General features: G+C 67.7%; 13 protein-coding genes. All 13 read left to right on the top strand.

Annotated features, from left to right (window positions below; all coding sequences use genetic code 11):
• Positions 1-90: 90 nt before the first annotated feature.
• The 13 genes from G341_RS21415 (at position 91) to G341_RS0107775 (ending at position 13,950) form a co-directional block, all read left to right on the top strand.
• Positions 91-1,428: a glutamyl-tRNA reductase gene (locus G341_RS21415; protein ID WP_018178544.1), complete on the top strand. Its 1,338-nt coding sequence runs from the start codon at positions 91-93 to the stop codon at positions 1,426-1,428.
• Complete coding sequence (gene hemC / locus G341_RS0107715; RefSeq protein WP_043450953.1) at positions 1,425-2,351, top strand: hydroxymethylbilane synthase; 927 nt, start codon at positions 1,425-1,427, stop codon at positions 2,349-2,351. The genes G341_RS21415 and hemC overlap by 4 nt, the downstream gene beginning before the upstream one ends.
• Positions 2,352-2,399: 48 nt before the next feature.
• Positions 2,400-4,043 carry a bifunctional uroporphyrinogen-III C-methyltransferase/uroporphyrinogen-III synthase gene (locus G341_RS0107720; RefSeq protein WP_018178546.1) on the top strand — a complete coding sequence of 548 codons (1,644 nt, stop codon included), beginning with the start codon at positions 2,400-2,402 and terminating at the stop codon, positions 4,041-4,043.
• A gap of 40 nt (positions 4,044-4,083) precedes the next feature.
• Positions 4,084-5,058 carry a porphobilinogen synthase gene (gene hemB / locus G341_RS0107725; protein ID WP_026303389.1) on the top strand — a complete coding sequence of 325 codons (975 nt, stop codon included), beginning with the start codon at positions 4,084-4,086 and terminating at the stop codon, positions 5,056-5,058.
• A 231-nt stretch (positions 5,059-5,289) separates the two neighbouring features.
• Positions 5,290-5,970, top strand: a complete 681-nt coding sequence (locus tag G341_RS0107730) for a hypothetical protein (RefSeq protein WP_155826842.1) — start codon at positions 5,290-5,292, stop codon at positions 5,968-5,970.
• On the top strand, positions 5,963-6,355 hold the full coding sequence (locus tag G341_RS0107735) for a hypothetical protein (RefSeq protein ID WP_018178549.1): 393 nt from the start codon (positions 5,963-5,965) through the stop codon (positions 6,353-6,355). The genes G341_RS0107730 and G341_RS0107735 overlap by 8 nt, the downstream gene beginning before the upstream one ends.
• Positions 6,348-6,890 (top strand): hypothetical protein, encoded by a 543-nt coding sequence (locus tag G341_RS0107740; RefSeq protein ID WP_018178550.1) that lies wholly within the window; start codon positions 6,348-6,350, stop codon positions 6,888-6,890. Before G341_RS0107735 ends, G341_RS0107740 begins: the two co-directional genes overlap by 8 nt.
• A complete protein-coding gene (locus G341_RS21420) occupies positions 6,887-7,165 on the top strand; it encodes a hypothetical protein (protein ID WP_018178551.1) in 279 nt (92 codons plus the stop codon). The genes G341_RS0107740 and G341_RS21420 overlap by 4 nt, the downstream gene beginning before the upstream one ends.
• Positions 7,166-7,416: 251 nt before the next feature.
• Positions 7,417-8,010, top strand: a complete 594-nt coding sequence (locus G341_RS23005; protein ID WP_018178553.1) for a TetR/AcrR family transcriptional regulator — start codon at positions 7,417-7,419, stop codon at positions 8,008-8,010.
• The gene (locus tag G341_RS0107760) at positions 8,003-9,097 is read left to right on the top strand and encodes a glycosyltransferase (RefSeq protein ID WP_026303391.1); all 1,095 of its coding nucleotides are present in this window, start codon (positions 8,003-8,005) and stop codon (positions 9,095-9,097) included. The genes G341_RS23005 and G341_RS0107760 overlap by 8 nt, the downstream gene beginning before the upstream one ends.
• Before the next feature lie 144 nt (positions 9,098-9,241).
• Positions 9,242-10,762: an aldehyde dehydrogenase family protein gene (locus G341_RS0107765; RefSeq protein WP_026303392.1), complete on the top strand. Its 1,521-nt coding sequence runs from the start codon at positions 9,242-9,244 to the stop codon at positions 10,760-10,762.
• A gap of 50 nt (positions 10,763-10,812) precedes the next feature.
• On the top strand, positions 10,813-12,381 hold the full coding sequence (locus G341_RS0107770; RefSeq protein WP_018178556.1) for an APC family permease: 1,569 nt from the start codon (positions 10,813-10,815) through the stop codon (positions 12,379-12,381).
• A 6-nt stretch (positions 12,382-12,387) separates the two neighbouring features.
• Entirely contained in the window at positions 12,388-13,950 is a 1,563-nt protein-coding gene (locus tag G341_RS0107775) for a GMC family oxidoreductase (protein WP_018178557.1), read from the top strand.
• Positions 13,951-14,038: the final 88 nt, after the last annotated feature.

A 14,038-nucleotide genomic window follows, 5' to 3' on the forward strand; every position in this document is an offset into this window, starting at 1 on the left:
GAGTACGCGCATGAGTGGGCGTCAGCGAGCGAATCATCGAGCACAGGGTGTTTGTGCCTCATGTGCGCACGGAGCGAAGCGAGTACGCGCATGAGCATTTTTCTGTTCGGGTTCTCGCATCGCAGCGCACCGGTGACCGCGCTGGAGCGGCTGGCGGTGTCGGAGTCGGATCGGCCGAAGCTGATCGACGAGCTGCTGACGTCGTCGCAGATCTCCGAGGCGATGATCGTGTCCACGTGCAACCGCGTCGAGGTGTACGCGGTCGTCGATGCGTTCCACCCTGCGCTGGAAGCGATCGGCAAGGTGGTCGGCGACCATTCGGGCATGACGATCAACGAGATGACCCAGCATGCCTACGTGCGGTACTCCGAGGCCGCGATCGAGCATCTGTACACGGTCGCCGCGGGCCTGGATTCGATGGTGGTCGGCGAGCAGCAGATCCTCGGCCAGATCCGCGACGCCTACGCCAGCGCCGACGCGCACAAGTCGGCCGGCCGCGTGCTGCACGAGCTGGCGCAGCAGGCGTTGCGCGTCGGCAAGCGGGTGCACAGCGAGACCGGTATCGACCGCGCCGGCGCCTCGGTGGTGTCGGTGGCGCTCGACCACGCGCGGGCCGTCTCCGGGGTGACCGACTTCCGCAAGGCGGTCGTGGTCGGGGCGGGCGCGATGGGCGGCCTTGCGGCCGCGAACCTGGCGCGCGCCGGCGCCGAGGAGATCGTCGTCGTCAACCGCACGGTCACCAAGGCGCAGCACCTGGCTGAGAACGTCGCCAAGAACCATCCGCAAATCGCTACCCGCGGCGTCGGGCTCGACGAGCTGGCGGAGGTGCTGGCGCAGGCGGACGTGCTGGTGTCGGCCGCCGGGACCACCGCCCCGGTCGTCGGTATCGCAACGGTGCATTCGGCACTGAAGGCGCGGGTCGTCGACCAGCCGATCGTGTTGTGCGACTTGGGACTTCCGCGCAACGTCGATCCGGCCGCCGCCCGGCTGCCCGATGTCGAGGTGATCGATATCGAGGGTCTGCGCGGCGACGCCGGCACGCAGGCAGCCGAGGCGGATGAAGCGGCGGCTCGACGGATCGTGGCCGACGAACTCGCCGACTATCTGGTCCGCCAGCGCCAGGCCGAGGTGACCCCGACGGTGACCGCCCTGCGGCAGCGGGCCGCCGAGGTGGTGGAGGCCGAGATGCTGCGGCTGGAGACCCGGTTGCCGGAGCTGGACGATCCGGCCCGCGACGAGGTTGCCAAGACGGTGCGCCGCGTCGTCGACAAGCTGCTCCATGCGCCGACCGTGCGCGTCAAGCAATTGGCATCCACGCCGCAGGGCGACAGCTACGCCGAGGCCCTGCGCGAACTGTTCGAACTCAAGCCGGGAGCCGCCGAATCGGTCTCGGCCATCGAATCCCCGGAAGGACGAGGACGCGAGTGAGCGCTACACCCCTGCGGATCGGTACTCGCGGATCACTGTTGGCGACCACCCAGGCAGGCACGGTGCGCGACGCACTCATCGCCGCCGGGCATCCCGCTGAGCTGGTGATTATCAAGACCAAGGGCGATGCGTCCGATCGGCCGGTGGCCGAGATCGGGGTCGGCGTGTTCACGGCCGAGCTACGCCGGGCGCTGCACGATGGCGAGGTCGACGTCGCCGTCCACTCGTATAAGGACCTGCCGACCGCGCCGGAAAAAGGCCTGGTCATCCCGGCTATTCCGGTGCGCGAGGACCCGCGGGACGCGCTGGTCGCGAGCGGTGGCCGGGTGCTGGGCGAATTGCCCCCGGGTGCGACGGTCGGAACCAGCGCGCCGCGACGGGTCGGGCAGCTTAGAGCATTGGGTCTCGGTTTGGAAATCCGCCCCCTACGGGGCAATCTTGATTCCAGGTTGGGCAGAGTCGCTGACGGCGAACTCGATGCAGTGGTAGTGGCGCGTGCCGGATTGGCTCGGATCGGTAGGACCGATGCGGTCACCGAGGCATTCGACCCGGTCCAGATGCTGCCGGCTCCCGCGCAGGGTGCATTGGCAATCGAGTGCCGCGACGATGACGCCGAACTGGTGAGTATCCTCGCCGGACTGGATGACGCCGCGACGCGTGCGTCGGTGGTTGCCGAGCGGGCCGTGCTGGCCGCCCTGGAGGCGGGTTGCACCGCTCCGGTAGGCGCCATCGCCGAAGTGGTGGAGTCCATCGACGAGGACGGGCGCACCTTTGAGGAGCTGTCGCTGCGCGCGGTCGTCGTCGCAGAAGACGGTTCGGACGATGTCCGGTCCTCGATCGTGGGTCCGACTGACCGGGCCGCTGAGCTCGGCCGGGAACTCGCCGCGGAATTGCTGGACCGCGGGGCCGCCGAACTGTATTGACAGTAGCGACTCCCCGGGGACACGGCCCTACAGGGGCAGGGAGTTGGAATGAGCCGCACGAAGAAGGCCAATCCGGGCCGCGTTTTGTTCGTCGGATCGGGCCCGGGCGATCCCGCATTGCTGACGCTTCGCGCCGTGGCGGCGCTGGAGGCCGCAACAGTGGTGTTCGTCGATCCGGATGTGCCCCCCGCCGTCGTCGCGTTGGTGACCGGCGAATCGGACGAGCCCAAGGCCACGAGCAAGGCCGCGGCCGCCAAGTCGGCCGCCGAGCAGGACGAGGCCGCCGGTACCGAGGTCGAGGCCGAGGAGACCGTCGAAGAGCCCAGCCGGGTGCGTCCCGCGTTGGGCGATCCCGTCGAGGTCGCCAAGACCCTCGTGGCCGCTGCCAAGGCGGGTGACGACGTGGTCCGCCTGGTCTCGGGCGACCCGCTGACCTCCGACGCAGTCGTCACCGAGGTGCAGGTCTGCGTCCGCAACCACGTGCAGTTCGAGATTATTCCGGGCCTGCCGTCGGCGTCGACCGTCCCGACCTACGCGGGTATCCCGCTGGGGTCGGCGCACAGCGAGGCCGACGTCCGCGCCGTCACCGACTGGGCCGCGCTGGCCGCCGCGCCCGGCCCGCTGGTACTGCATGCGACCGCGGTGCACCTCACAGAGGTCACGACCGCGCTGGTCGAGCAGGGAATGTCGGCCGACACCCCCGCCGCGGTGACCGTCGCCGGAACCACCTGCCAGCAGCGCACCCTCGACGCGACGCTGGGTTCGCTGAACGATGTCGCCGGCGGCCTGCTGGGTCCGCTGATCATCACGGTCGGCGACGTGGCGGCCGAGCGAAACAAGCTGTCCTGGTGGGAGTCTCGGGCTCTCTACGGCTGGAGCGTGCTGGTGCCCCGCACCAAGGATCAGGCCGCGGACATGAGTCAGCGGCTCATCACCCACGGCGCGATCCCGCGCGAGGTGCCCACGATCGCCGTCGAGCCGCCGCGCAGCCCTGCGCAGATGGAACGCGCCGTCAAGGGCCTGGTCGACGGCCGCTACCAGTGGGTGGTGTTCACCTCGACCAACGCGGTGCGGGCGGTCTGGGAGAAGTTCGCCGAATTCGGTTTGGACGCACGGGCTTTCAGCGGCGTCAAGATCGCCTGCGTCGGTCAGGCGACCGCCGACAAGGTGCGTGCCTTCGGCATCAACCCGGAGCTGGTGCCCAGCGGCGAGCAGTCGTCGCTAGGCCTGCTCGAGGACTTCCCGCCGTACGACGACGTCTTCGACCCGGTGAACCGAGTCCTGTTGCCGCGCGCGGATATCGCGACCGAAACGCTGTCCGAGGGCCTGCGTGAACGCGGCTGGGAGATCGACGACGTGACGGCCTACCGCACGGTGCGTGCGGCTCCGCCGCCGGCCGAGACCCGCGAGATGATCAAGACCGGCGGATTCGACGCCGTCTGCTTCACCTCCAGCTCCACTGTCCGCAACCTGGTCGGAATCGCCGGAAAGCCGCACGCGCGCACCATCGTCGCGTGCATCGGCCCGAAGACCGCCGAGACCGCAACGGAATTCGGCCTGCGCGTCGACGTGCAGCCGGAGACCGCGTCGATCCCGGATCTGGTGGACGCGCTGGCCGCCCACGCCGCCCGGCTGCGGGCCGAGGGCGCACTGCCGCCGCCGCGCAAGAAGGCCCGTCGCTCGCGTTCCTGATCGCCGTCGCACCGGCAACCACACCTGTGAGGAGTCCCGCGTGAGTCCACAGATTCGGCCCCGCCGGTTGCGTTCCACGGCGGCGATGCGCCGGCTGGTCGGCGAGACCTCGCTGGAGCCGCGGCATCTGGTGCTGCCGATGTTCGTCGCCGACGGCATCGATGAGCCCCGGCCGATCGAGTCGATGCCGGGAGTGCAGCAGCACACCGCCGATTCGCTGCGGGCCGCCGCGGCGGACGCGGTGGCCGCCGGTGTCGGGGGGCTGATGCTCTTCGGCGTCCCGGACGCCGCCCACAAGGACGGCCAGGGCAGTGGCGCCGACGATCCCGATGGGGTGCTCAACCGCGCGCTGCGACAGCTCCGATCCGATCTCGGCGACTCGACCGTCCTGATGGCCGATACCTGCCTGGACGAATTCACCGATCACGGGCACTGCGGCGTGCTGGATGCCCAGGGGCGGGTCGACAACGACGCCACACTGGAGCGGTACCGCTCGATGGCGGTCGCCCAGGCCGAGGCCGGGGCGCATCTGCTCGGCCCCAGCGGAATGATGGATGGCCAGGTGGCCGCGATCCGCGATGCGCTGGATCTGGCCGGCTTCGACGACACCGGCATCCTCGCCTACACCGCCAAGTACGCGTCGGCCTTCTACGGCCCGTTCCGGGAGGCCGTCGGTTCGTCGTTGGAGGGCGATCGCCGTACCTACCAGCAGGACGCCGCCAATCGCCGGGAGGCCCTGCGTGAGCTGGCGCTCGATCTCGCCGAGGGCGCCGACATGGTGATGGTCAAGCCCGCCATGAGCTACCTCGACATCCTCGCCGATGTGGCGGCCGAATCGGACGTGCCGGTCGCGGCCTATCAGATCTCGGGCGAGTACTCGATGATCACCGCGGCCGCCGAACGGGGCTGGATCGATCGCGATGCCGCGATCGTCGAGTCCCTGCTGAGCATCCGCCGGGCCGGGGCCGACATAGTGCTGACCTACTGGGCCGCCGAGGTAGCCGGCGCCAGATGAACGACCGGCTGCGTTCTCGGCCGACCCGCATACAAAAGCGGTATAGCGGGCCGACCTCGGCCTTGCCGGATCGTCCACCTGTTCACCGGCTGCCCGGCGCCAGATGAACGACCGGCTGCGTTCTCGGCCGCCCCGCATACAAAAGCGGTATAGCGGGCCGATCTCGGCCTTGCCGGATCGCCCACCTGATCACCGGCTACCCGTGGTGCGGTGACTGACTATCCTGGCACCATGTCATTTTCCGCGGCCGGTCCTCAGCCGCCCCATCAGCCCGGCTCCGGGCAGCCGACGCCGCCGACGGGTCCGCCCGAGCGGCCCACCCTCACCGGGGCGATGGCCATCGCCACCGAGCTGTGGCTGGTCGTCATCGCGATGGAGATCGTGACGTCGATCGGGATGTACCAGAGCGTTCGTGATTCCTACACCAGCGGTGCGTCCAAGTCGGAGGAGATCAGCAACCCGATGTTCCTGACGGCCTATGTCATCGGGAACCTGGTGATCGCCACGATCTCGATACTGGTCTGGTGGTATGCCCGCGAAGGCCGCAAAGTGGCGCGCATGCTGCTGTCCTTCGGCGCCGTCTATGTGGTCGTCCAGACCGTCATGGCGTTCTTCAGTCAGCCCGATCCACGCTGGGTGATGATCCCGACCGTGCTCGCGGGGGTCGCCGGGCTCGGGGTGGCCGCGATGGTCCTCAGTCGCGACACCGAACGGTTCTGCGCCGAGATGGATCAGTACCGCGCCGACGTCGCGCGGTGGCGCTTCTTCACCAGCACCCCGTATCCGCTGCAGGTGCATCCGCACCAGCATCCCGGCCCGTATCCGCCCGTGTCATACCCGCCGGTGTCGAACCCCCATGGACAGCAGCCGCCGGTCCCACCGGCCGACGAACGCAAGGACAGCAATGAGTGATGCCCGACCGGCCCTGGTGACCTGGTCCTACCGGCTCTGGTACCTCGGCGGCGCGTTGTATGCGGTCTGCGCGATCATCTGGTTCGCGCTGTCCGTCGGCGATCATCCGGCGGCCGCGGTGCCGATCGGCCTGCTGCTGCTCGTCATCGGGCTGGGGGTGATCGCGTTGGCCCGCAAGGTGACTCCCGCCGATACCCGCTGGCGGTCGGCGCTGGCGGCCCTGACACTGGTGGTGACGGTGCTGTCGATGGTCGGCGCGCTCGCCGGTCTCGGTCCGCTGTTCGTGATCGCCGCGGTGATCGGCCTGATCGGTTCGATCTGCGCGTACCGGCCGGCGGCGGAGGCGTGGTTCAACCCGCCGCAGACGGGCGCCAACGGTGGCTGAGAAGGATCGCCGACCGAACCCGTTGAAGGACACGCCGCCGGAGCTGGTGCTGTTCAAGGAGATCGGCGGCAGCTATTGGACGGCCGCGATCGGTCCGGTGCTGTGCCTGATCGTCTTCATCGTCGAACTGAGCACCGGCAATCATGAGACGCACTGGCCCGTGCTGCTGATCTTCGCGGTCATCATCGGCGGGTTCTCGTATATGCAGACCGCGGCCGCGCGCCAGCATGTCAGCGTCCTGCTGACCGACGAGTTCCTGACGCAGGGGGCGCAGACCATCGATGTCGCCGACATCGCCGAGGTCTTGCCGGCGAACAGCGGTTCGGAGATCCAGAAGTGGGAGGTGGCGCGTCCGCTCGGCGAGCTGAGCGCGGTTCCCCGGCGGCGCAAGGGAATCGGAGTGGTGCTGAAGGACGGCAGCACTCGGCAGGCCTGGGCGCGGAACGTCGAGGTGCTGCGCTCGGAGTTGACGCAGGCACATCAGGCGATCGCGATGGGCATCCCACCGCGGCGAGCGGACGGCGACGGCGCATGATCGCGCGACTGGGGCGGTCCGGCCTGATCGGCGTGGTGGTGTTCATCATCGGGCTCGCGCTGGCGGTGTGGTGCTGGGCGCAGGCCCGCAGTACCAGCCCGTATCCGCCCATCACCGACGGTCCGCATCCGGCCGCCACGGGCTACGAAGGCATTCGCTACGACGGCAGTTGGATCGGACTGGCGGTGCTCGCCGCGCTCGCTGCCGTGGCCGGGCTGTTCGTCGCGATCGGCCGCCTCCGTTCGCCGAGCTATTCGGCGAACTCGGACAGTTGATCGGAAATCTCTTCCCAGGTCAGCTCATTCGCCGCGATCGAAAGTACGAACTGCTCCGCCCGATCGTTGTCGAGACCGGCGGTCAACTGGACTCCGTTGAGCCCCAGCAAGAGCCAACAACCTGCCCATCCGGTGCGTTTGTTGCCGTAAGTCAATGACCGGGTAGTGACAAATGAATGCAGCGGGGCCGGGGCCGGGTCGACGCTTGTTCGGCTGGACGATCAGACAATTTCGTATTAGTGTTCATTGACATGAAATCTGTCGAACCGCCGCGCCGCGGGTATCGGCAGGACGCACGGGCGCGGTCGGCCGAGGCTACACACCGCGCGATTCTTGAGGCCGCCCGAGCACTGAGTGCTTCGGTACCGCTTGCCGCGATCACCCTGCAGGACATTGCCGCCCACGCCGGCGTCACGGTGCAGACGGTGCTTCGGAGGTTCGGCAGTCGCGACGGTGTGATCGAGGCGGCGATCGAGCGTTTCGCCGCTGAGGTCCGCGCGCAGCGCGCCGTATTGCCGGGCGATATCGGTGCCGCTGTCAATACTGTCGTCGACCACTACGAGGACTATGGCGATGCGATGATGCTGCTGCTCGGCCAGGAGACAGTCGACGCGAATGCCCTGCGAATCACCACAGTCGGTCGCGAACTCCATGACAGCTGGGTGGCCGACGCGTTCGCTCCCACCAGCAAGCGGCAGCACCGATTGTTAGTGGTCGCCACGGACCTGTACACCTGGAAACTGCTGCGTCGCGACCGGGGCCTCGATCCTGGGCAGACCGCGGAGCACATGTATGAGTTGTGCCGAGCCATCATTGGTCGAGCAGGGAACGATGCGGATGGCTGACCTGCTTTTCGTGACTATGGACGCTGGCGGCAACGTGCCGCCGATGCTCGGCATCGCCCGCGCCACCGCCGCGCGCGGACATCGGGTGCGCCTGCTCGGACACGAACGACTCCGTGCGAGGGTCGAGGCAGAGGAGCTCGAACTCACGCCGTTCAAGCAGACGCGACGATGGGACGCCAGCCACGAGCAATCGGTCTTGCGATGGGCGCCGATGCTCACCGACCCGCTTCTCGGCGAGGAGGTGCGTGCGGCCTGTGCGGATCGCCGTCCTGACGTTGCGGTGGTTGACTGCATGCTTGCACCCGTGCATGACGCCGTCGATCGACTGGGCATCCCCCGTGTCGTGCTCACGCACACCCTCAAGTCGTATTACGACGGACCATATCTGTATCTCGCCGGTGCCGCCGCGCGCCTGCGCGGCCACCGCGTAACCGCCCAGTGGAACCGCGCGAGAGCGAACCTGGTGACTACGGTGGCTGAACTCGATCCGGCGGCCCGGCGACGCCAAGCGCCGAACGTGCGCTGGACCGGTGTCGTCGGTCCGACGACTGCACCTACGGCACACCGCGCCGACCCGCCGCTTGTGCTTGTGAGCATGTCGACCAACGGATTCCGGGGACAGCGAAAATCCTTGCAGCGCATCGTCGACGCTCTTGGTGAACTGCCTGTGCGTGCCGTCGTGACGACAGGTGGCGTCTTCGCGCCCGATGTGCTCGCCGCGCCACGCAATGTCACCGTGGTTGGCTATACCGACCACCTCGCGATCATGCCCGAGTGCTCACTGGTGGTCAGTCACGGCGGCCACTCCACGGTATTCCGCGCGTTGGCGCACGACGCTCCGCTCTTGGTGATCCCATCCAGCCGAATGACTGACCAACCGCAGGTCGGACGGGCGATCGCCGATGCGGGCGCGGCCATATGTCTGTCTCGGTCGGCATCGACTCGGGCGATTCGATCCGCCATCGAGACGCTGCTGCGTGAACCGCGGTTCCACGGCGTCGCAAGCGAACTGGGCGCCCGCGTGCGGGCCGTGGACGGAGCGAGCACCGCGGCCGACATCATCGCCGAGGTAGTAGCGGACCCATGATCCGTCAGAGGGCACTTCGGTGCGTCTCGACTCCTGACCTGGCCGAGTCTTCCTGCGGGTACGCCCATTCCGGGCACATCTGCGTCAAGATCACTGTGTACTGAGACGTGCAGATAGAGCTTGTGACGAGTGAGAGGGTGTGCGGTGAGCAGCAGAGAACCCGGCGGACGAGCTTTCGATCCTGACCTATTCGCCCACGTGCTCTACATTGACGGGCAATGGCGCGGTGCCGCCGATGGCGGCACCCGGGACATCATCAATCCCGCGGACGGCAGCGTCGTCGCCGTCATCGATGAGGCCGGCCCGGAGGACGCGAGAGCCGCCGTCGCCGCGGCCCGTCGGGCATTCGACGCGGCGGCGCCGTGGCGCTCGACCACCGCCGCGGATCGGGTGGCCATCTGCGATCGCATCGCCGACCTGCTCGAGCGTGATCGCGACGAGATCGCCCGCATCGAGACGCTCGACACCGGAAAGACCCTGCGGGAGAGTCACATCGACATCGACGACGTGGTGTCGGTGTTCCGCTACTACGCCCGGCTGGGTGCCGTCTCGGCCGACCGGGTGATCGATGTCAACGATCCGTCGATCATCAGCCGGGTCGTGCACGAGCCGGTCGGCGTGTGCGTGCTGATCGCCCCGTGGAACTATCCGCTGCTGCAGATCGTCTGGAAGATCGCGCCCGCGCTGGTCGCCGGCTGCACCATGGTGCTCAAACCCAGTGAGGTCACGCCGCTTTCGACGATCAAGCTGATGCATCTGATGGTGGAGGCGGGGGTGCCGCCGGGGGTGGCGAATCTGGTGCAGGGCGCCGGGTCGGTGATCGGCGATGCCCTCACCGACAACCACGACGTGGATCTGATCTCGTTCACCGGCGGCTATGTGACGGGCACGCATATCGCCGCGGTCGCGGCGCCGCACGTCTCCAAAGTGGCCCTCGAATTGGGCGGCAAGAATCCGCATATCGTCTTCGCGGACGCGAACTTCGAGGCGGCCGTCGATGCGGTGGTGACCGGCGTCTTCCTGCATTCGGGCCAGGTCTGCTCGTCCGGCACCCGGCTGATCGTTGAGGAATCGATCGCCGACCGGTTCGTTGACGCGGCCAGCGAAAGGGCGCAGCGCATCCGCTTCGGCGACGGCATGGACCCGACCAGCGAGACCGGTCCTCTGGTCTCGGAGCAGCATCGCGACAAGGTGGAAGCGTATGTCGCCCTGGGCATTTCCGAGGGTGCGACGTTGGTGACGGGCGGTCAGCGGCCGACGGATCCGAAGTACGCCGCGGGCAGCTTCTACCCGCCGACCATCTTCGACAACTGCACCCGGGACATGCGCATCGTCCAGGAGGAGACGTTCGGCCCGATCCTCACGGTCGAACGATTCACCACCGAGGCGCAGGCCATCGAACTCGGCAACGACACCGACTACGGGCTCGCGGCCGCGGTCCGCACTGGCGACCCGGGACGCGGCGAGCGGGTGGCGCGTGCACTGCGGCACGGGACCGTCTGGGTCAACGATTTCGGCGTCTACACCGCCGCCGCGGAGTGGGGCGGGTTCGGCCGGTCCGGAAACGGTCGCGAACTGGGACCGTCCGGACTTGCGGAATACCAAGAGGCGAAACATATCTGGACCAACACCGAGCCGGCCGAAATGGGGTGGTTCACCACTTGACGGGTCGTCGCCGACCTTCCAAATCAGCTCGACACCAGTAGGAGCCATCCATGAGTGCACCGCAACGATCAGCCTCAGGGCAGGCACGATCATCGTCAGACCAGGGCGGCCTCGAGGACTTCGGATATCGCGAGTCCCTCGATCGCAGCATCGGCAAGTTCGCGAGCTTCGCCGCCGGTGTCAGCTACATATCGATCCTCACCGGCACCTTCCAGCTGTTCTATTTCGGCATCGGTACGGCCGGGCCGGCGTACCTGTGGTCCTGGCCGATCGTCTTCGTCGGCCAGCTGACGGTGGCTCTGTGCTTCATGGAGCTGGCGGCGAAGTATCCGGTGGCCGGGTCGGTGTACAACTGGGCCAAGGTGCTCGGCAGCCGGCTGGTCGGCTGGTCGTCGGGCTGGTTGATGCTCACGGCGTCGATCGTCACCCTGTCGGCGGTCGTGCTAGCGATGCAGGCCAACCTGCCACGGTTGTGGAGCGGCCTGCAGTTCGTCGGAAGCGCGAGCGACCCCACCGATTCCGCCGTGAACGCGGTGATCCTGGGCAGCATCGTCATCCTGTTCACGACGGTGGTGAACGCCTTCGGCGTGAAGCTGATGGCGATGATCAACAGCGCGGGCGTGTTCATCGAGCTGATCGCCGCGGTGCTGATCGCGATCATCCTGGCGGCCAACATCGATCGCACGCCGCACGTCTTCTTTTCCACCGACGGCTACGGTGCCGGCCAATCCGGCGGGTACCTGAGCGCGTTCCTGGTGGCCTCGCTGGCGTCCGGCTATGTGATGTACGGCTTCGACACCGCCAGTTCGCTGGGGGAGGAGACGGTCGAGCCACGGCGCACGGCGCCGAAGGCGATCCTGCGGGCGATTCTCGCCTCGTTCGTGATCGGCGGCGCGATCCTGGTGTTCGCGGTGCTCGCGGCCCCGGATCTGAAGGACCCCAAGATCGGTGAGCGCGACGGCGGCCTGCAGTACATCGTCGAGAAGGTGATGTGGGGACCGCTCGGCACCATCTTCCTGATCTGCATCGTGGTGGCCGTGACCGTGTGCTCGCTGGCGGTGCACACCGCGGCGATCCGGCTGACCTTCGCGATGGCGCGGGACAACGCCCTGCCGTTCGGCGAGAAGCTGGCCCGGGTGCATCCGAAGACGCAGACCCCCGTCATTCCGGCGGTGGTGATCGGCGTGCTCGCGATACTCATCCTGGTGGTCAACATCGGCCAGCCGAAGATCTTCACGGTGCTGACGTCGATCGCGATCATCATGATCTATCTCGCGTACCTGATGGTGACGGGTCCGCTACTGAAGAAGCGTTTCCAGGGACAGTGGCCGCCAAAGGATCTCGCGCAGGGAGGCTATTTCACGATGGGCCGCTGGGGCATCGTGGTCAACCTGGTCGCCGTCGCGTGGGGCGTCGGGATGGCGCTGAATCTCGCCTGGCCGCGCGTCGAGGTGTACGGAACGCCTTGGTACAACACCTGGGGCGCCTTCGTGTATATCGGCATCATTCTCGGACTCGGGGTGCTGTGGTACGCCGTGCGCGGCCGTCATCACATCGGAACGCTGGCATCACATGCAGCCCAACAGGATTCGATGGTTTCCCAACTGGAGAAGGAGTGAGAACCCATGTCCGACAATGACGCCGGTACCTTCGACTACGTGATCGCCGGCGGCGGGACCGCCGGCTGCGTGTTGGCGGCGCGGCTGTCGGAGGACCCGTCGGTCACGGTGTGCCTGATCGAGGCCGGCCCCAGCGATGTCGGCGACGACAACGTCCTGGTGCTGGAACAGTGGATGCATCTGCTCGACTCCGGTTACGACTGGGACTATCCGATCGAGCCGCAGGAGAACGGCAACAGCTTCATGCGGCATGCGCGCGCCAAGGTGCTCGGCGGATGCTCGTCGCACAACTCCTGCATCGCCTTCTGGCCGCCGGCCGAGGGACTCGATGAGTGGGCGGCGACGGGCGCGACCGGCTGGAGCGCGAAAGACGTTCTGCCCTATGTGAAGCGGGTTGAACGCAACGACGCCGAGGGCGATCACGGTCACGACGGTCCGGTGCGGCTGCGCGATGTTCCGCCGCTGGATCCCTGCGGCACCGCGGTGCTCGAATCGGCCGCGCAGGTCGGCATCCCGACGGTGCAGTTCAACCGCGGGTCGACGGTTGTCAACGGGGCCGGCTGGTTCCAGATCAACGCGGACGAGGACGGCACCCGGATGTCGACCTCGCACGCGTACCTGCATCCGATCCTGCAGTCGCGCAAGAATCTCGAGGTGCGGCCGGACTCGTGGGTGTCGGAGATCCTGTTCGACGCCGACAAGAACGCCACGGGAGTCCGCTACCAGCGACCCGACCTCACGGGCTACGACGTGGTGCGGGCCCGTCGCGAGGTTATCGTCACCGCCGGGGCGATCGACACGCCGAAACTGTTGATGCTGTCCGGGATCGGGCCGAGTGCGCATCTGCGTGAGTTCGGGATCGACGTCCGAGTCGATTCGCCGGGGGTCGGCGCCAACCTGGACGATCACGTCGAGGGGCTGGTCTTCTGGGAGGCGTCCCGGCCGATGGTCACCAACTCGACCCAGTGGTGGGAGATCGGGCTGTTCACCACCACGGTCGAGGGTTTGGCGCTGCCGGACCTGATGATGCATTACGGCAGCGTGCCCTTCGACATGAACACGCTGCGCTGGGGTTACCCGACGACCGACAACGGCTTCTGCCTGACCCCCAATGTGACGCAGGGACTTTCGCGGGGATCGGTACGGCTGCGCTCGCGCGACTTCCGCGACCGGGCGCGGGTCGATCCGCGCTACTTCACCGACCCCGAGGGCCATGACGAGCGGGTGATGCTCGCCGGCGTCCGGCTGGCGCGACGCATCGCGGAGCAGGAACCGCTCAAGTCCTGGGCCGCGCGGGAATTGGCGCCGGGGCCGGATGCGGTCAGCGACGACGAGCTGCTGGACTACATCCACAGGACCCACAACACCGTCTACCACCCGGCGGCGACCGCGCGGATGGGGGCGCCGGAAGATCCGATGGCAGTGCTCGATCCGCAGCTGCGGGTCAAGGGCGTGAATCGCCTGCGGGTAGTGGACGCGTCGGCGATGCCGAAGCTGCCGGCGGTGAACCCGAACATCACGGTGATGACGATGGCGGAGAAATGCGCTGATCTGATCCGCGGCACCTGAGGTGGACCGCGACGTGCCCGACGGAGGTGACCGGCCGGCAGCCGGCGACCCGGGGCCGCCGGACCGCGCCGCCGATCTGGCGGCCTAC

This window comes from Jongsikchunia kroppenstedtii DSM 45133, assembly GCF_000380485.1.
Lineage (GTDB): Bacteria > Actinomycetota > Actinomycetes > Mycobacteriales > Mycobacteriaceae > Jongsikchunia > Jongsikchunia kroppenstedtii.

What these genes read in the sequence shown, in the direction of transcription:
- G341_RS21415 (WP_018178544.1), top strand. Translation starts at nt 91, where the DNA reads ATGAGCATTTTTCTGTTCGGGTTCTCGCATCGCAGCGCACCGGTGACC.
- G341_RS0107735 (WP_018178549.1), top strand. Translation starts at nt 5,963, where the DNA reads ATGAGTGATGCCCGACCGGCCCTGGTGACCTGGTCCTACCGGCTCTGG.
- G341_RS0107720 (WP_018178546.1), top strand. Translation starts at nt 2,400, where the DNA reads ATGAGCCGCACGAAGAAGGCCAATCCGGGCCGCGTTTTGTTCGTCGGA.
- G341_RS0107760 (WP_026303391.1), top strand. Translation starts at nt 8,003, where the DNA reads ATGGCTGACCTGCTTTTCGTGACTATGGACGCTGGCGGCAACGTGCCG.
- G341_RS0107775 (WP_018178557.1), top strand. Translation starts at nt 12,388, where the DNA reads ATGTCCGACAATGACGCCGGTACCTTCGACTACGTGATCGCCGGCGGC.
- G341_RS21420 (WP_018178551.1), top strand. Translation starts at nt 6,887, where the DNA reads ATGATCGCGCGACTGGGGCGGTCCGGCCTGATCGGCGTGGTGGTGTTC.
- G341_RS23005 (WP_018178553.1), top strand. Translation starts at nt 7,417, where the DNA reads ATGAAATCTGTCGAACCGCCGCGCCGCGGGTATCGGCAGGACGCACGG.
- G341_RS0107770 (WP_018178556.1), top strand. Translation starts at nt 10,813, where the DNA reads ATGAGTGCACCGCAACGATCAGCCTCAGGGCAGGCACGATCATCGTCA.
- G341_RS0107730 (WP_155826842.1), top strand. Translation starts at nt 5,290, where the DNA reads ATGTCATTTTCCGCGGCCGGTCCTCAGCCGCCCCATCAGCCCGGCTCC.